The sequence below is a fragment of the Streptomyces sp. NBC_01707 genome, assembly GCF_041438805.1.
Lineage (GTDB): Bacteria > Actinomycetota > Actinomycetes > Streptomycetales > Streptomycetaceae > Streptomyces.
On sequence record NZ_CP109190.1, the window covers coordinates 723,615 to 740,682 of the forward strand.

The following is a 17,068-nucleotide window of genomic DNA, read 5'->3' on the forward strand; positions in this document are numbered from 1 at the left end:
CTCAGGTGAAATGGCTGCACTCGTGACTCCTCCCCCTCGTGAACGAGGGGGCTTCTCGCTATGCCGGTCGGGCTTCGCGACGGACCAGCCCGGCCCGTAGAACGTTGACAGCTCCGACTGTGTCGGCGTGCGCGCTGTGGCCGCAGGCTACGCAGTGGAACGTGTCCTGTGTGGGCCGGTTCTCCTTGGCGGTGTGCCCGCACTCGGGGCACCGACGGGAGGTGTTGCGGGGGTCCACGGCGATCACTTCCCGTCCGGCGCTTTCAGCCTTGGCGTGCAGGATCGTCAGGAACACCCCCCATCCGGCATCAGAGATCGAGCGGTTGAGCCCGGTCTTCGCGGCGGCCCCGTTGGGCAGGAAGACGCCCGGATGGTCGGGGTTGTGCTTCGGCGTGGGGGCCTTGGTCATGTTGCGGATCTTGAGGTCTTCATGCGCGATGAAGCCGTGCTCACGCACCAGAGCGAGAGCGGTCTTATGTGCGTGATCAAGGCGCTGTCGGCGGACCTTCCCGTGTAGCTTGGCGACCTTCTCGACAGCCCGTCGGTGGTTGGCCGACCGCTTGTCCCGGCGCACACGCGGGAACTTCGACAGAGTTTGTTGTGCGGCTTCGAGCTTCGCCGCGTTGGTGCGGCCGTGGCGCGGGTTGGGCACGAACCCGCCGTTGGAATCGGCGAGGAAGTTCGCTATGCCCAGGTCGATGCCGACCGAGCTGCTCGTCGCGGGCAGCGGCTCGGGCCGCTCCTGCTCGGCGGTCAGCACAACGAACCATTTGCGGCCCTCGCGCTTGACGCTGACTGTCTTGACCCTACCGATCACGGCCCGGTGCTGATGCACCTTGACGTGCCCGACGCCTTGGAAACGGACGCGGGTGACCAGGTCGTGCGGCGTGGAGTCCCACCGGCAGCCGTCGCCGTCCTTCGGGAACTCCACCGTGTCGAACCAGTTGACGCCCCGGAATCGGGGGTAGCCGGGCGTCTCGCCGGACTTGACCCGGCGGAAGAACGCGGCGAACGCCTTGTCCAGGCGGCGGAGCGTGACCTGCTGCGAGGAGAACGACCACCGCCCCTGCCGCTCCGGGTCGAACGCCCTGATTTCCTTGAGCTGAGCCGACTGCGTCCCGTACTTGACACTCGTCTTCGACACATGCCGGTAGGCGTCGCGGCGTTCCTGCAACGCCCCGTTGTAGAGGGAGCAGTGATCGGCAAGCATCGCGGTCAGTGCGACGGTCTGGCCCACGGTGGGCCGCATGAGGAACTTGTACGCGCGGATCACCGGCCCACCCCCCTTCGGTCTGGTTCCGCTGAACATTCTACGCTTGGTGTATGTCACCGCGGTGGGAACCAAATCCCGATATCCGAACCGGGCGTCACGTCGCCTACAACCTGGACGCACACTTGGTGTTCGTAACGAAGTACCGGCGCGGGGTGTTCGATGACGCGATGCTCAGCCGCTGCGAAGAGGTGATGCGTGAGGTCTGCGTCAGCTTTGAGACGGAGCTGCGAGAGTTCAACGGCGAGGCCGATCACGTCCACCTGTTGGTGCACTACCCGCCGAAGGTCGCCCTGTCCAAGCTGATCAACTCTCTCAAGGGAGTCAGCTCCCGCTACCTGCGCGCCGAGTACACGGGCCGCATCAACCGGATCGGCATGGGGTCCGTCTTCTGGTCCCGCTCCTACTTCGCCGGGTCCTGCGGCGGCGCACCGCTGACCGTCATCCGTCAGTACATCGAAGGCCAGAAGCGCCCTACCTGACCGTCACTCCTGCAAGCGCAGAAAGCTCCGGCGCTTCGCGCCTTCGGACCAAGGATGCGCTTACCTCCCCGGCTGAAGCCGGGGATACCACGCAAGATCAGGGATGGAGGGGGCCGTCGAACCGCTCCCGCGCCGCACCACGGGGCAGGCGATCTGCCCGGGACGGTGATCGGCGCGGACAACGGGTGCAGCCCGACAACTTCTGCCGACGCCCCGATGCGGCTGGCGGAAGTGGTCGAGCTGTTCGAACTCCGCACAGCATGGCGGAGTTGGTATCGGTCCCAGATCAGGGCGCGGTCCAGACATCCAGGCCGTCGGATGTGTACCCACCCTGCCAAGGCGCAGTTCGTTCCCGGCATCTCGATGCCGCCGCCGACGACCCCGACGCCTGCATCGCTGAGGACGGCGTCGAACAGGTCGGGGAGCCTCCCGCTGCGGTCCCCTATCAGGAAGGCGCTCCCGAGAAGTGCTGGATCGACTTCGTACGACGGAGGAGCCATTTCACTTCGCCACGACGGTATCCACAGATGCGCTTCCACACGTCCCTGAGCTCGCCGGACGGCTCGACGCTCCGTTCGACATGCTGCACGCCGACTTCCGGGCCTCGCGCACGACGGCGAGCGCGCCGGTGCACGTGGCATCAGCCGGTGCTGAGCACCCAGGCGGGCCCGGGGCCCGCTGAGGACCGCTTCGCTTCCGCGGACGGCGAATCACGGTGACCCGTGCCGCCCCGCGCGGTCAGAATGGCCGGATGCGCCGCATCGTCGTCATTGACGCCCCGTCCAATCTCGGCCTCCGGCCGCCCACCGAAGGCACCGTGCCCGGCTGCTACAAGCTCGCCGGCGCGCTGCGCGAGCAGCGCTTGGTGCAGCGGCTCGGGGCGTACGAGGGCGGCGTCGTCGTACCACCCCGCTACGACCGCGGCGACTGGCGGGAGGGTGACGGTGTGTTCAACGCTGAGTCCATCTCCACGTACACCTGCAAGCTCGCCGACCGCATCGAGCACCACGTCCGGGCAGGAGACTTCCCGGTCGTGCTCGGCGGGGACTGTTCCATCCAGCTCGGCGCCTCGCTCGCCCTCCGCCGCATCGGGCGGTACGGACTCGCCGTCATCGACGGATCCGCGGACTTCCGGCACCCCGGGAACTCCGACCGTATCGGTGCCGCGGGCGGCGAAGAGCTCGCCATCGCGACCGGCCGCGGCCAGGCAGACCTGACGAACCTCGAAGGGCTGCAGCCCTATGTCAGGGACGAGGACGTACGAGTCCTCGGCATTCGGGACTACGACGAAGAGCGGGCCGAACTCGCCGAGTTGAAGATCACGAACGCTACGGCCGGGGAGATCCGGGAGTGGGGTGCCGAGGAGCTGGCGGGCGCGGTGCTGCAGGCACTTGAAGTGCCTGTGACCGAGGGGTTCTGGGTGCATCTGGACGCGGACGTACTGGACCCCTCCGTCATGCCGGCCGTCGACAGCCCCGACCCCGGAGGGCTCATGCCCGACGAACTCGGCTCACTGCTGCGGACCTTGGTGCGGTCCGAGCGCTGCGTAGGCTTCAATCTCACCATCTACGACCCCGATCTCGACCCCGACGGCTCCTGCGCGGCTCTCCTCGCCGACCTCCTCCAGGCGGCCTTCGTCCAACCCTGACCGGGAGGGACCTGTTCAGCCGCCCACGACTGTGTTCGACGGATTTCGCGGGCGGCGGCCCGTCAGCGAATCGGAATCGACCGATTGAGGCAGGAGCGCCAGTTCGGCGGTACTGGTCGGCTTCGGGTCGCCTGCGGCAGACCCGCACGGAATCAGCGTCGGCGCCGTGGCGGCCATGGCCGTCAACAGCCGGACGAGAGCTCAGCAGGCTCGCAGACCATGAGCGGAGAGCGCCCGATGGACGCTGGGCAGGCGCCGCTCGTTCCGGGGAAGACCGATCTCCCGCACGCGACAGGCGGAGGGTCCGGCACTGCGCGTCACATGGACAACTGGGATCGATGGGCGTCGAGATGCCCACTGCTTGCTCGCCCATGGGTCTGCAAGCCTTCTACCACCGACGCATGGGCGTCGAGGCCGCCCCCTGGCACCCGAATTGCGACTGGAATGAGATGACGCCTCCTACCGGTCGATCGCCAAGCGATAGACCGTCGACGGCCGGACCTGGAAGCCGAGACGTTCGTAAAGCCGGTTCGCTGCCACACGATCCGGACGGGAGGTGAGGTCGACGGTCCGGGCGCCCGCTTCCCTGGCGATCTGCAGGGCCTTCTGGGTAAGAAGGCCCGCGACACCTTGGCCTCGCGCCGCGCTGTCGACCACCACGTCTTCGACCCGGGCTCGCAGTCCGGAGGGCAAAGGCAGCAGCACCAGAGTCAGGGTGCCGACGATCGCGTCGGATGTCCGGGCGACGAGCAGCGTGTTGGCATCACACGTCACCATCCGGTCGAGCGCTTCATGGTCGAGAGGGTTGGCCGTCGCAGACAGCTGCGGCAGCAGTCGGCTGAAGGCCTCGACAAGTTCCTCACTCGCTTCCTGGATGATCTCTACACGGACGTCCATGCCGGGAGCCTATACGCCTGCCAGGACCCGCCGGGAACGCCGGTAAACACGGTACGGACAGCGAAATTCAATGGTGCGCTGATCGTCCGGGACCGCCGCCTGCGAGCGACATCTTCAGGCGACCCAGCGGTGGTGCCGTCTTCGCAGGGAGACGATGACGGTGCGTCCGGCCGCCCTTCACGCAGGCTCCGACCGGGCCGGGAGAACGCGCGGTCGAGCCCCCGGCCCGGGATGACTTCCGGACCGGGGGCTTGGGAGACGGGCACGGCGCCGGTATGGTCAGCGCGTCCGCTCCGGGGTGGGACGACGGTCGCCGGTTGTGGCCGACCCCTGAGGGGCGGTCAGATACCGGGTGCTGCGATGTAGGTGAACCCGCCCACTTCAGTTGCGCTGCCCGCATCGTTGGTCACGACGACGTCGACGGCACCGGCCGTCCCAGGGGGCGTGACGGCCGACACCGCGGTGTCGGAGAGCACCGTGAAGGGAGCCGGGTTCCCGTCGAAGGTGACCTCGCTCGTGCTGGTGAGACCGGTACCGGCCACGGTCACGGTCGTGCCGCCCGTCGCCGGCCCCGACGCGGGGGTGACCGTCGTCACCGTCGGGGCGGCGACATAGGTGTACGTGAGCCCGTTGTTGGTGCCGCCCGCCGTGGTGACGCTGACTCCCACGGAGCCTGCGGCGCCGGCCGGTGCGGCAACCGTGATCTGTCCGTCGGACACGATCGTCGGCACGGCCGTGTTGGCGCCGAAGGCGACGCTGCTGGCGGTGGACAGGCCGGTGCCGTTGATGGTCACGGTCCCGCCGCCTGTCGTCGCCCCGGAGGCCGGACTGAGGGACTGCTTGAACGGCGCTCCGACGTAGAAGAAGGGGATGGGGTTGCTCGTCCCTCCCGGAGTGGTCACAGTGACGCCGACCGACCCGTTGCCGGACGGGGAGACAGCGGTGACCTGGGTGGGCGAGACGTTGGTGACGGCGGTGGCTGACCGGGTGCCGAAGTGCACCGCGGTGGTGCCACTGAGGCCGGTGCCGGTGATGGTGACGAGTGTGCCGCCGCCGCCTGATCCTTGATTCGGGCTGATTGGCATGAGAGGTTCCTCCTCGCGCGCAATGCGGTACATTGCGAGCAGTGATGGGGCGTTCGGGTTCGCGTACGTCTCGAGTGGTTGCGACTCGGCTCTCGTGTCGACTGGCCAGGTCGTAGTTCGATGGCCCTGCACAACTGCGTGGTTGGCGGTATCGGCCGCCTGCCTGATGCGCGGGGCCATCGACGAACACCGTTGATCCGACGCCGGATCAACGACCTGCTCGCACCCGCTCGAAGAGTCATACATCCGTCGAAACGGACACTTCGAGTAACCCATTCGGGTGGCATGGAGACAAGGTCTCCGACGAGATGCCAGCCATTCAGGCGAGCGCTCAGAGGTGATATACGGAGCGTTACCGGCGCTCGTACGAATAGCTGTAAGTACTATCCGTGGCACTGGGATTGACCGCCCGCCCCATGCCGCAGCAGCTCGACGAGCTCTGCACTGTCCACCCCGGACACTTGCTCTCACCAGCTTCCAGCCGGCCCGCTCCCCCCTTCGGGTGAAATGGTGCCCTGACAATGGCCAGGGCCGCAGCCTCTCGCCAATGGGCTACTCCGCGTGACGAACAGCTGTGACGGTCGACGGGACAGGACGGCCTCCCGCGATCCACACTCCGCATCCATCGGCTCGATGGACTCCGCCCGGCGCGACCACGAGATCGAGATCGTCGCGTCGGTCCAGGAGACCGCGGCCCGGTACGTCAACAGTCCGCCCTGGGCATGGTCCTCAAGCCCGTCGAGTCCCCCGGTCTCGCTGAAGGGCAGTGAACGCACCCCACCTCGTCGCCGTCGTCCGCGCCGGAGTCCGCTTCGAACACGGCCACCTCGTCGAACGCCTCGCAACCCTCGCGGCCTGAACTAGGCCATATTCCATAGAACTTGACGACTGATCTTGCATCGCTCGAGGATCAGGCCGACGCGGAGAGGAACCCCAGGGTCGTCGCAACGTTCGCCGACAGGTCGGTCGTCGTATCCAGCACCAACCGGTGGCCGGTCCACGAGGTGCTCCTCCCGCAGAGCTTCAACCACCTCCCACGTCGGCTCGGCGAAGCCCTCGATCCGTCGGGACCGGGTCTCAAGCCGACGGCGGTGCACCACGTCCGCGGGCGAAGCCGAGTGCTCCGGGTGCAGGCCCGGCGTGCCCCACGGCCCGCGGATCCGGACCGTTCCTCGACCGCAGCCGACGCAGCGGTGAGCCGCGGGAACAGCCGCACTCGGCTAGATCAACGTCGCCCCGCGCGTTGAAGTGATGCGAGGCAGTCGCTGACGGATGCTGGAAGTTGTCCGGCTGGCGGTTGCCAACCGTTCGCCGCGGCCGAAGTGGGGCACAAGGGTCGATGAGCAATGGCGTTTGGGTGAAAGGTGCGTGTGTATGAGCATCATTGCGTGGATCTTGATCGGCCTGCTGGCCGGTGCGATCGCCAAGGCGTTGATGCCGGGCAGGGACCCGGGAGGCTGCCTGATCACGATGCTGATCGGCATCGTCGGCGGTCTTCTGGGCGGCTGGCTGGGAAAGGTCATCTTCGGCGTCCACTCGATCAAGGGCTTCTTCCATCTCTCCACCTGGATCGCCGCCGTAGTCGGATCCATCATCGTTCTGGCCATCTACCGGCTCATTGCAGGACGACGTACCCGCTGAGGCGCCGGGCGAACGTCGTCACCGCGGACGCCGACCCGGCACGGTCGGCGTCCGCGGCACCACCGGGACCACCGGATCCTCCCCGCATGCGGCGATCGGCATCGCCCTCATGCACAACCTCCTTCAAGCCGGGCCGAACAGCCCCATCGCGCTTCGAGCGGGGCCGACGCTATGGGAGTGATTCCGGCGGGGTGGACGGGGCGCAGTCCACGCGCCGCCCGAGGACCTGTGCGCATCGTCGCTAGTGTCCAGGGCGCCGCGCCTTCACAGACAAACGTGCAGGCGCCCCAGCTCATCGATTCAACAGCAAGGAAGGACCGTCCATGGCTGTGTGCGAGGTATGCCAAAACGACTACGAGCTGGCGTTCGAGGTGCGTGCCGCCGGAGGTGCGGTCCACATCTTCGACAGCATCGAGTGCGCTGCCCAGAAGATGGCACCGACGTGTGTCAACTGCCAGTGCCGCATCCTCGGCCACGGCATGCAGGCTGACGGACAGTTCTTCTGCTGCGCACACTGCGCGCGTGAGAAAGGTTTGTCCCGGTCCCAGCTCGTGGATCACGCCTGAATCACTCGGACCGTAAGGTCGAGTCGCCCATTCCCCACGTCGGTCCAGGGAGCAGGGGATCGAGTCCGGGTGACAGGGCAAAGGCGCTGGGAGCTCAATGGGTCCTGTACCCGCCGATTCCCCCGGAGGCCTCAGGGCTGTCCCGTAAATGGTCTTTGGGTCGTCCCCGGGCGGGTCAGGCCGCGGTACAGTCCGCCGGCCTTTTATGGGACTTGTTGTGGTCCGCTTTCCAGGCCGGAAGCTCGGTCCGGCCGCGCTCGCGACGGTGCGGGATGACGAGTCCGGTGCCCGGGCAGCCGCCGTCGGCGATCGTGAGGGTCTTGCCGACGGCGGCCTTGGCTCCGGACTCCTCCCATGCCTTGCAGTCGTTGCGGTTTCCGGCAAGTGCCCGGACGGCACAAGGCGTCACCCCGGCACCCACGCGAGCACCCCTCGCTGCTCGAACGGCACTCAGAACTCACATCGGTCCTCAGAGCCGTCAGTACCGGATCAGGACAGCTCCGACGCCGTGATCACACCAGCCACACCGTGGTCGTTCCACCCCGGGGAGGAGGCCGAGCAAGTGTCCTTCCGCGCAAAGCCAGCGGCCACCGGTGCTGCGCCTGCCGACATGGCCGGTCCAGAATGCTGCCGTGGCCGAAGACGAGCAGAGCGGTATGGAACCGCGTTCATTCCTGACATGCGCGACAGAGGTGGCTCGGCTGCTGGGCGTCGGAGACATCGCCATGAAGCCGACCGACCGGGCCCGGCGCCTCGCCCATGCGGTGCGTAAGCCCTTGCTCGAGCGCGCAACTCTGCCGGAGGAGTTGTTCGCCCCGTTGATGGCTGCAGCCGTATACGACCCCGATCCCAGCTTCTGCCGCTGGTTCGTCGAGCCGGCGGTCAACGCATTCGGACGCCGCCGTGTGATGGCGGCATTGGTCGACTATCTGCGGGGCGGCACGGAGGCTGAGCGAGCTGGTGCCGTGCGGGCCTGGTACTGCGCCCATGTGCCGTTGTGTGCAGATGGGTCCCCAGCGTACGGACCCGGCGGGGTACGTGATCCCGCGTTGGACGAGTCACAGGACATCGTGGCCGCGTGGCTGGAGGCATCGATGCGGGTGTTCGCCGAAACCACCGACCTGCAGATGCGCCACCGTGTCCTGTTGGACCTGCCTACCTCCCGCGCGGCGTACCCGCCATCCCTGCACAAACTGCTGGAAAGCACACTCGCATCCGCCCGGGTCCATCCCGACCTACACATCCGCCGCTGGGCCGCAGCAGCAGACCACGAGGGAGTCTGAACCCGATTCTCGCCTCTCCCGGTAGTGACGGGACAGCCCTCAGTCCGTTGCCCGCATTCCTCGGTCCACCGACTCGTCCAGTGGGGACACCGCGAGGGAGAAGGAATGCCCGGCGGGATCGGCGTAGAAACGTACGCCACGTGACCCACTGCTGTCCCTGGTCTCTATCGGCATTGCGCCGAGGCTCACCGCCTCGCGTTCCGCCTCATCCAAATCACCGTGCGCAACGAGTATCCGAAGATGCGCCTGCTGGGCGTCCTCGGGCCGGGGCCAGCTGGGAGGGGCGTAGCCGTGATCCCGGCGGAGCGCCAGGTGTACGCCGTCGTGACCGACGAGTTCCACAAAATCAGGATCGCTCATCACCTGGATTTCTGCGTCGAGCAGTGAGGAGTAGAACTCCGCAAGGGCTTCGGGCTCCGCGCAGTCAAGAACAAGAAAACTTGTCTTTGCAACAGTCATGTGATTTCCGGTACCCGCTGACGCTCAGAACACACTGCCTCGACCACTGTTCACGTATGACACGCTCGACCTGTGCCCGTTTCAGGATGTTTGGCAGCCGCACGGTACGGCCCGCAAGATGCACGGACACCCTGTGCTGCCGGGTTCCTGCGCGATCCGCTGCTCCATGAGCCCATACGGTCGACATCTGCCAAGGGCGGAGCCGCATGGACAGCGATTGGGATTCCCGTGCCTGGTCAAGACGCCGGACGATGACATGGAAAAGCTCTCCGTACACGTTCAACTGGGCAGCGACGACGTTCTGTCCGGCCGCATGAGGCCGGACAGTGGCCTCCAGCCACGTGTCATTCCAGTCAGAAGCCCGGCCTGCGCGGACTGCCGGCCCCACTCACGGTTGTCGAACCAGAACCGCACACAAGGCCGATCGGCGATCGGATGAAAGAGCAGATAAATGCGGGGCGGCTCCAGACCAATGCCTGGAGCCGCCCCGCATTACCGGGACAGGACTGCATCCCTCTACCAGCGGTACCAGCGGCCACGACGACCACCGGCTCCGACGGAACGCATGGCAAATCCGAGCAGCCAGACAGCCAGCACGATCACGGCGACGATCCACAGGGCCTTCAGTGCGAATCCGGCACCGAAGAGAAGCAGGGCGAGCAGGAGAACGAGAAGCAGGGGAACCATAGTTATCAACCTCCAGAACAACGTGTGCCCTGACACGACGCAGCCATGCATCCAATCTTTATGTACTTCTTATTCCTCGGTATGGGCATGCGGTATCGTCCCTGCGCCTCACTCACCTCGAACGAAAGAGAGACAACGGGGCTGCACCGGCTGTCCTCGCGCCCGGTCCACTGTGGCTCCACCCACGCCCGCTCCCTCGCGGAGAGCGGCTGGCGCCGCAACGGGCAGGACTCTCCAGATCAAGATCGGACTTGTACTGGCGGGCGATGCTGAGCATGCCGTGGTGCACGCCGTCGCACTTGAGAGCCAGTCACGGAGGATCTTCCAGATCTCTATGCAGGCTCAGGCGTGCTCGACGCAGGCGCGGTCCTTGCGGTGGGAGACGTTGTACTCAGCGTCCCAGGCGGTGAGTTCCGTCTGGCCCTTCTCTCGGCATGGGGGATGACGAGGCCGGTGCCCCGGTAACCGCCGTCCGCAATCACCGTGGTCTTGCCGACGCTGTCCTTCGCACGGGGAACTGATGCCTTGCAGTCGTTGCGACTACCGGGAAGCTGCCGGCCGACCGCGACGACGCGCCGGGAGTCGGCGTCGATGGCCTCCTGGTGGGTCGGTGGAGTATCGGTAGTTCTTCCACTGCTCGGCCACAGCGTGAGCACGGGTGGGGGCCAGGGTGACGTCCACGATCAGCACGGTGTCCTTTCGGAGCCGCTTGCGCTGCTGGAGGGCGAGCGACGGTCCGAGGTGACTGATGATGCGGTCGGCGGCCGACTTGGAGACCCGAACAGCGCCGCCAGTTGTCGCACGGGCAGGTTCGTCCGCCAGTAGGCGGTGACCAGAAGCACGCGGTCCTCCAACGACAGGCTCCACGGCCGGCCCTTGCGCACCGGATCCGCACCCTCGCGCCGCAGTGCGACGATCAGCCGCTGAGGTGACGCAGACTCAGCCGAGTGGGCGTGGCCGTCCAGGAGGGCTCGCTCCGACGCCGTGATCACTACTGTCACATCAGGACCCTCCCACCACAGCTGAGTCCAGGCTTACGGAGATCGCCGCCTGCCGGAATTTCGCTGGGCGGTCTTGTCGTCGGCCGGTACCGTGCACGACAGGATCAGGGGGGTGAGCTGGTGCGCCCAGCGCTGTTGGTGGATGTCGACGGGCCGCTGAATCCGTATGCCGCGCAGCCGCACCGACGGCCTGGGGGCTATGCGACGCACCGGCTGCTGACACCTCGCTGGGAGGCTGCCGAGCGGCGTCGGCTGACTGAGTGGGGGCTGCCGAACAAGGCGGTGAAGCCGCTGCGGGTATGGCTCAACCCGGATCACGGCCCGGCATTGGACGCGCTTCCCTTCGACCTGGTGTGGGCTACGACGTGGGAGGAAGAGGCCAACACTTTCGTCGCACCGGTCCTGGGATTGCCCGAGCTGCCCTTCATCCCCTGGTCCTCGCCGCGGTCTGAGCCCGAGGGCGGTGTGTTCTGGAAGACGCCGGAGATCGTCGCGTGGGCCAGTGGCCGGGCCTTCGCATGGATCGACGATGAGATCACAGAGGCGGATCGCACCTGGGTGAAGGAGCACCACGACGGTCCCGCCCTACTGCACCGGGTCGATCCCCGATGCGGACTTGCCAGCGACGACTTCGCCGCGCTCACGGCATGGGCCACCGCCGTGGCTAGCCCCGCCTTCACCTGCCCACTGTGATCACCTGCCGCCCTGGGTGGCAGCCGGCAGCAGCGGATGACGACGATCCAGAGCGGAGAACGAATCCTTGGAGCACTTGCTACACCTCGACCGCACACTCGACGAGCTGGACCCGCCACGCTGGTCGGCTCCGGACGCCGACGCGACTCCCCTGATCCGCAGGGTGCACGAGCTGCGGTGCACACCGCTGAGCGAACTCAGGCCGACCGATCTGCGCATGCTGGTCGTCCAGCAGGTGGCCTTGCCGCACGTCCTTCCACTCGCGGTGCACTTGCTGCTTGAGGAGCCGCTGCTGGACGCGACCTTCTACGAGGGGGATCTACTGCTCGCGGCCGTCAAAGCCCCGACCTCGGCGTGGGCCGTGCTGCCGGATCTCGCTGCCCGGCTGCGGGCTGTGATCACGACTCTTCCGGAGGCGGCGGTCGCCGACCTGCCGCGCGGCGGCGCCGAGAAACTCACCCGCTTCGTCGCGAGGCCCGGGTCGCCTGGCGGTCCTGATGCTCATGCCGGTAAGAGAAACCGAAACGCCCTACGAAGCTGAGTCGGAGATTCTCTGGCAGTAGGCGACGACCTTGTCGAGACTCTCGTCGGCGGTGTTCGTCCAGATGAGAGACCGGGGATGGTCGTTCCAGTCGGCAAGCCGGGGCCCGGAGGTCACGCTCGACGGCTTGGACCGAGCGGTGGACGCCGCGAGTCCGCACCTTGACGAGTGTTCTGGCCGGCGCGGCCTGGGCTTCCTGGTGCGCCACGACGCTGCATCCGCGGTCCTTGGCCAACAGGGCGAACACGGCAGCCGGACGCACCCCGGCCGCTCGGTGCGTGTGCGCCGGGCACCCTCTTCCGGGGCACCGCGTCGGCGAGCACAGCGCGGACGTATCGCAGCGGAACCTCCGGAATGCAGGAAGGGGATCCACACCTCCCAACCTCACGCCTGGGACTCCGAGCTGGGCGCGGCACGCCGGGGTGGTCGAGGCGCTCTCGGGGAGACGTGCACGTCTTGCAGGCGCCGCGCGGCCAAGTGAAGGAGCTCGTCGAGCACTCGCTCCGTCCCCCAGGAGCACGGGGCGGGGCTAGCCTGTGCGACCCCCCGTCGTCGGCAGCATCGCGGTGAGGGAGAGGACGGCCGAGACCGACGCCTCGTCGAAGTGGCGGCCGAGCAGGCGGGTGAACTCCTCGTCGCCGAGCGCGGTGCGCTGTCGGCGCAGGGCCGTGATGTTGAGGACCGTGTTGTGCGACTTGACCTGCTGGTTGAGGGAGAGCGCCCGCACCATCAGCGGCACCGCCTCCTCGGGAAGCCCCTGTTCCGCGCGCAGGTTGCCCAACTCGCCGTAGTCGAGTGCCACCTCCGTCCACGCACCCTCCGCCTCGTCGATGGCGAGGCACTTGCGATAGCACTGCTCGGCCAGCTCCAGATCGCCCCGCAACTGCGCCACCCGGCCCAGGTGGAACGTACTGTTGGACACCCCCACCTGGTTGCCCAGCCCTCGTTTCACTTCCACCGAGGCACGGAAGTACTCCTCCGCCTCCCCGTAGGCGCGCCGATCCTGGCAGACCCGGCCGAGCTGGTGGAGCACGATGGCCCGGTTGGTGTGGTTACCCAGCTGCTCGAAGAGGGCGAGTGCGGCCCGATAACTCCGCTCGGCAGCCTCCAGGTGGCGGGTCTCCAGGTTCACGAGCCCAAGGTCTTCGTGGCACTTGGCGACGGCCTCGGTGTAGCCGGCCGCCTCGCACACCGGCAGCGCACGCAGCAGGAGCATCCGAGCCGTGCCGTACGCACCCCGCGCGCTCGCGGAGATCGCCAACTGCACGTAGGCGCTACCCAGCGGCGATGGACTCGTGGAGGAGCTGAGCAACCGGCGGCACTGCGAGGTGAGGTCCGTGACGTCGTCCGCGGTCGGGCCATCGACATGCCGCCGTACGATCCGGTCGAAAGTGTCGGGGCCGAGCTCCAGGCTCTGGACGGCGAGCCAATCGAGGTCCTGGTGTCCGCCCGGCTCCCGCTGCCCTTCGAGCCAGGCCTCGAGCATGCACGGCACCGCGTCCTCCGCACACCCCAGGACCGTTCGTACGGCGCCGAGTTGACGGTTGCACGCGGCGAGATACCCCCTCTCCCCGAGCGCCGCGAACACCGCGCTCGCGCGGGCGAAGCACGTCTCCGCCCAGGGCATGTCCCCGAGGTCGCGGGCTATCTCACCGAGCAGTACGCAGCTCTCGGCGATGTTCCTGCTGCTCCCGATCGCTTCGAAGATCTCCAGGGCCGCCCTCGCGTCCGCCTGCGCCGCCGCGTGGTCGAAACGGGCGAGGGCGATCTTCGACAGCGCGCTCCAGCCGTTTCCCTCGTTCACCCGGTCGCCCAGCGTGACGTGGTGGGAGAGAGCGACGCGCGTGCACCGTTCCGACTTCGCGTAGTCCTTCGCACGGAAGGCCAGGATGCCGATCTGGTGCTGGGCGGCCGCGATTCCCGCGAGATCGCCCAGTTCCTCGCAGATCGCCAGCGCATCGAGGTACTGCTCCTCGGCCAGACGATCGTCGCCCCGTCGGCTGGTGTGGTCGGCGAGTTGATGCAGGGTGATGGCCACCCGCTGGCGCTCTCCGATGCGCTCCGTGATCGCCATCGACTGCCGGTACAGGCGCTCGGACTCGTCGTGGTCGCCCCGGTGCTCGGCGAGCAGGCCCAGGTTGTGCAGCATGCCCCCGACCAGGGCTTCGGCCCCCAGCTCCTCGAAGCGTGCCAGCGCCTGCCGGTAGCGGCTCTCGGCCCGCGCGTACCGTCCCCTGCGCGCGTCCAGTCCGCCGAGTTCCGCCAGGCACTCGGCGGCGACCAGTGACCCTGGTGCGGCCATCGACAGCGCCTCCTGACGCAGTCGCTCCTCCCGGGCCCACTGACCGCTCCGCTCGAGTTCGTGACAGGCCTGATGGGTGTGGTCGAGGGCTTTCGGCACTCGGCCACCGGCCAGTTCGTGGAACCTCGCCTCGAGTACGTAGCCGATGTAGGTGTCCTGCACCGTCGTCGTGCCGCACCGCCACGCCCAGTACGCGCCCGCCCTGCGATGGGCATGGGTCAGCAGTTCCGGTCCGGCGATGCGCGCCAGGGCCGTGGCGGTCCAGCGGTGCACCAGGTAACCGCCACCGGCAGGCGCGAGGAGCCCGAGGTGCAGGAGTTGTGTCACGGCCTCGTCCAGGCCGTCCGGCTCCGGCGGCGGCTCCGCCGCGTCGGACGGGTCAGCCAGGCCGGACGGGTCGGCCGACGCGGCCGCCACCTGCCACGTAAGACCTGTCCTGTCCACCGGCAGCCGGTACACCGCCGCGCCCAGCAGCAATCGCCGCGCCGCAGGGGCCTCGTCGAGCCGGGCAAGCAACTGCGGCAGGAGCACGTCCTGCGCGATCAGCGCACCGGTCTCGTGCAGCTTCCGCCCCAGCCCGCCGCCCGGGCCGGTCTCGCGGTCGGCCAGTGCAGCGCCCAGCCGGGCGCTCACCTCGTCGAATCGGGCGGCGCCGTCCCGCAGCAGCGCGTCGAGGTACTCCAGGGAACGCGGATGGCCACCGAGACGCGCCCACACCTGAGCCTGCTCAGGTGGCGACAAGGCGTCGATCCCGGGCAGGCGCCAGATCAGCTTCCGGGTCTCCTGCCAGGTCAGCGGCCCGAGATGAAGGATTTCGACACCCGCGACCGGGAAGGGATACCTGCTGGTCACGAGCGTGCTGTGGCGCTCCACCCAGACCTGGAGGAACTCCGCGAGTTCCTCGTCGACGAGGTGGTGCTCCGCGTCCAGGTTGTCCTCGGCGTTGTCGAGAACGAGCAGGAGAGGTATGGCGGTCCCTGCGGACGCCCCGAGCAGCTCCCGCCAGTCGCGCCCCGGCTCGTTCAGAGCAATCACCCACTGGTGCAGCGGATCGGTCTCCGTGAGTCCCTTCCGGGCGCAGTGGGCGCCCAGCCGGCGGCGTAGCTGCTCCATGATCGTGTCCACGGCCGTCTCACCGGCGACTGCCACAACGATGCCATCCGCAGCGGCAGCCGTGAATCGACCGACGAGTTCGGCGGCCAGGCTCGTCTTGCCGATGCCGCCGATGCCGTGCAGCAGGACCCGCGGTTGTGTGCCGGCCAGCTGCCGCAGGATCCTTCTGCGGCCGACGAAGTCGTGTCGTCCGCGGACCGTGCCATCGATCACGACTGCCTGCGTGCCGGGTTCGCCCACGGAGACGCCGGGCGCTTCGAGGGGGTCGACGACGCGACGCGCGGCGGCGGGGCCGCCACCCGGACGTACCGTCGGATCGGCGAGAAACAACACCGGCGTCGCCCACTCGGGAAGCGGGCGCGGTTCGCGCGCAAGCTCCCGGCGCACCTCTGAGAAGACGGTGAGCAGGTCCGCTTCCGGTCGGCTCGCCAGCCCCTCGTACAGTCGCGCGCACAGTTCGATGGCGTAGTCGTCGCTGACGACGCTGTTCATCGCCAGTACGGCCTGAGCCCCGTTGTCCAGCAGGCTCCTGGCCAGACCGGGAAGCTCGGCCTGCCCTTCCAGAGCGGTGGAACAGCCCGCCAGCGCGATGAGCGGCACCCCTCCGTAGGACGGCATGACGTCCTGTACGAAGCGGGCCGCGTCCACCGCGTCCTCCTCGCCCGTGGGAGTCTCCAGGAGCAGCGCGCCGGGGCGGGCATGGCACGAGATGTGCAGGACGTCGCAGGCCTCCGCGTCGAGCGCGGACCGGATCGCCGCCGCGCTGCCCCACTCCAGGACGCGTACCCGGTGGCCCGTGCGGCGACCGGGCTCGACGGCGTCCAGGATCCTCGCCCATTCCCGTTCGTAGTCGAGGAGTTGACCCGAGCTGTCGTCGGGGGCGGCGATCGCGGCGACAATCCGCAGGGGGCCAGGGGCCGCAGCGGGGGCCGGCCTGCCGGTGCGCTGTGTCGTCCGGCAGAGGTCGACGACGGGGTCCAGCGCCAGCGGGACGCCGCGACCGGGCGGTACGAGCGTCTCCCACGGCAGGTCCGCCACCGCCGGATCGGTCACCTCGACGCCGACCCGGTGCCGGCCCGGCCGGCGCAACTCCTCCGACACAGCCCGGCCGACGGGGCCGTCCAGGAAGCGGTCCGCGAGCGCGAAGCCCACCTCCCGCAGCAGCTCGTCCGACGGCTCCCTGCGCAGCCGCCACACCAGATCGGCCGTGCGCTGACTCGCCGCCTTCGGTGTCTGTGAGGTTCTGACGCCCCCGATGTCGCACATCACGTTCGTGGTCCCGATCGCCAGCTCGATCACGTGAGCCCCCCGTCCCGCTGTCACTTGTGCCCCCGTCCTGATCACCCGTACCCCGTTGCTGCGCTGTCAGGATGACGGGGCGGACGACCACGGGACAATGG

The 17,068-nt window shown here is 68.1% G+C and carries 13 protein-coding genes and 2 pseudogenes; 7 read left to right on the forward strand and 8 right to left on the reverse strand.

Translation table 11 applies throughout. From position 1 onward, the window contains the following. Nucleotides 1-58: 58 nt before the first annotated feature. Nucleotides 59-1,273 (reverse strand): RNA-guided endonuclease InsQ/TnpB family protein, encoded by a 1,215-nt coding sequence (locus OG963_RS03375; RefSeq protein ID WP_371798338.1) that lies wholly within the window; start codon nucleotides 1,271-1,273, stop codon nucleotides 59-61. Nucleotides 1,274-1,323: 50 nt separating this feature from the next. On the opposite strand from OG963_RS03375, the gene tnpA reads away from it, so the two are divergent. Beyond that, on the forward strand, nucleotides 1,324-1,752 hold the full coding sequence (tnpA, locus tag OG963_RS03380) for an IS200/IS605 family transposase (RefSeq protein WP_371798339.1): 429 nt from the start codon (nucleotides 1,324-1,326) through the stop codon (nucleotides 1,750-1,752). Between the two features lie 751 nt (nucleotides 1,753-2,503). Next, nucleotides 2,504-3,400: an arginase family protein gene (locus tag OG963_RS03385; RefSeq protein ID WP_371798340.1), complete on the forward strand. Its 897-nt coding sequence runs from the start codon at nucleotides 2,504-2,506 to the stop codon at nucleotides 3,398-3,400. A 459-nt stretch (nucleotides 3,401-3,859) separates the two neighbouring features. Here OG963_RS03385 and OG963_RS03390 read toward each other — a convergent pair whose 3' ends face one another. Beyond that, entirely contained in the window at nucleotides 3,860-4,297 is a 438-nt protein-coding gene (locus tag OG963_RS03390) for a GNAT family N-acetyltransferase (RefSeq protein ID WP_093771120.1), read from the reverse strand. A 341-nt stretch (nucleotides 4,298-4,638) separates the two neighbouring features. Next, nucleotides 4,639-5,382 carry an IPT/TIG domain-containing protein gene (locus OG963_RS03395; RefSeq protein ID WP_030922792.1) on the reverse strand — a complete coding sequence of 248 codons (744 nt, stop codon included), beginning with the start codon at nucleotides 5,380-5,382 and terminating at the stop codon, nucleotides 4,639-4,641. A 1,374-nt stretch (nucleotides 5,383-6,756) separates the two neighbouring features. On the opposite strand from OG963_RS03395, the gene OG963_RS03400 reads away from it, so the two are divergent. Then, a complete protein-coding gene (locus OG963_RS03400; protein WP_093771118.1) occupies nucleotides 6,757-7,023 on the forward strand; it encodes a GlsB/YeaQ/YmgE family stress response membrane protein in 267 nt (88 codons plus the stop codon). A gap of 323 nt (nucleotides 7,024-7,346) precedes the next feature. Beyond that, complete coding sequence (locus OG963_RS03405) at nucleotides 7,347-7,589, forward strand: hypothetical protein (RefSeq protein ID WP_093771116.1); 243 nt, start codon at nucleotides 7,347-7,349, stop codon at nucleotides 7,587-7,589. A 199-nt stretch (nucleotides 7,590-7,788) separates the two neighbouring features. On the opposite strand, the pseudogene OG963_RS03410 reads toward OG963_RS03405, so the two are convergent. Continuing rightward, nucleotides 7,789-7,980, reverse strand: a pseudogene (locus OG963_RS03410) (IS5/IS1182 family transposase); the annotation flags it as partial. 241 nt (nucleotides 7,981-8,221) lie between these two features. Between OG963_RS03410 and OG963_RS03415 the strand changes: the two are divergent. Further along, nucleotides 8,222-8,872: a hypothetical protein gene (locus OG963_RS03415; protein ID WP_371798341.1), complete on the forward strand. Its 651-nt coding sequence runs from the start codon at nucleotides 8,222-8,224 to the stop codon at nucleotides 8,870-8,872. A gap of 39 nt (nucleotides 8,873-8,911) precedes the next feature. On the opposite strand, the gene OG963_RS03420 is transcribed toward OG963_RS03415, so the two are convergent. The 3 genes and pseudogenes from OG963_RS03420 to OG963_RS03430 form a co-directional block, all read right to left on the reverse strand. Further along, complete coding sequence (locus tag OG963_RS03420; RefSeq protein WP_093771114.1) at nucleotides 8,912-9,331, reverse strand: VOC family protein; 420 nt, start codon at nucleotides 9,329-9,331, stop codon at nucleotides 8,912-8,914. Between the two features lie 516 nt (nucleotides 9,332-9,847). After that, nucleotides 9,848-10,018, reverse strand: a complete 171-nt coding sequence (locus OG963_RS03425; RefSeq protein WP_030932556.1) for a hypothetical protein — start codon at nucleotides 10,016-10,018, stop codon at nucleotides 9,848-9,850. 253 nt (nucleotides 10,019-10,271) lie between these two features. Next, nucleotides 10,272-10,961: pseudogene (locus OG963_RS03430) on the reverse strand (transposase family protein); the annotation flags it as partial. 175 nt (nucleotides 10,962-11,136) lie between these two features. On the opposite strand from OG963_RS03430, the gene OG963_RS03435 reads away from it, so the two are divergent. Both OG963_RS03435 and OG963_RS03440 read left to right on the forward strand, forming a co-directional pair. Continuing rightward, nucleotides 11,137-11,712 (forward strand): hypothetical protein, encoded by a 576-nt coding sequence (locus tag OG963_RS03435; protein ID WP_371800258.1) that lies wholly within the window; start codon nucleotides 11,137-11,139, stop codon nucleotides 11,710-11,712. 67 nt (nucleotides 11,713-11,779) lie between these two features. Further along, nucleotides 11,780-12,253 carry a contact-dependent growth inhibition system immunity protein gene (locus OG963_RS03440; RefSeq protein WP_371798342.1) on the forward strand — a complete coding sequence of 158 codons (474 nt, stop codon included), beginning with the start codon at nucleotides 11,780-11,782 and terminating at the stop codon, nucleotides 12,251-12,253. A gap of 529 nt (nucleotides 12,254-12,782) precedes the next feature. Here the strand turns inward: OG963_RS03440 and OG963_RS03445 are convergent. Next, entirely contained in the window at nucleotides 12,783-16,967 is a 4,185-nt protein-coding gene (locus OG963_RS03445) for a tetratricopeptide repeat protein (RefSeq protein WP_371798343.1), read from the reverse strand. Between the last annotated feature and the right edge of the window lie 101 nt (nucleotides 16,968-17,068).

Bases quoted from the DNA above. Each gene is read 5' to 3' on its own strand.
- tnpA (WP_371798339.1), top strand. From the start codon at position 1,324: ATGTCACCGCGGTGGGAACCAAATCCCGATATCCGAACCGGGCGTCAC.
- OG963_RS03385 (WP_371798340.1), top strand. From the start codon at position 2,504: ATGCGCCGCATCGTCGTCATTGACGCCCCGTCCAATCTCGGCCTCCGG.
- OG963_RS03390 (WP_093771120.1), bottom strand. From the start codon at position 4,297: ATGGACGTCCGTGTAGAGATCATCCAGGAAGCGAGTGAGGAACTTGTC.
- OG963_RS03395 (WP_030922792.1), bottom strand. From the start codon at position 5,382: ATGCCAATCAGCCCGAATCAAGGATCAGGCGGCGGCGGCACACTCGTC.
- OG963_RS03400 (WP_093771118.1), top strand. From the start codon at position 6,757: ATGAGCATCATTGCGTGGATCTTGATCGGCCTGCTGGCCGGTGCGATC.
- OG963_RS03405 (WP_093771116.1), top strand. From the start codon at position 7,347: ATGGCTGTGTGCGAGGTATGCCAAAACGACTACGAGCTGGCGTTCGAG.
- OG963_RS03420 (WP_093771114.1), bottom strand. From the start codon at position 9,331: ATGACTGTTGCAAAGACAAGTTTTCTTGTTCTTGACTGCGCGGAGCCC.
- OG963_RS03425 (WP_030932556.1), bottom strand. From the start codon at position 10,018: ATGGTTCCCCTGCTTCTCGTTCTCCTGCTCGCCCTGCTTCTCTTCGGT.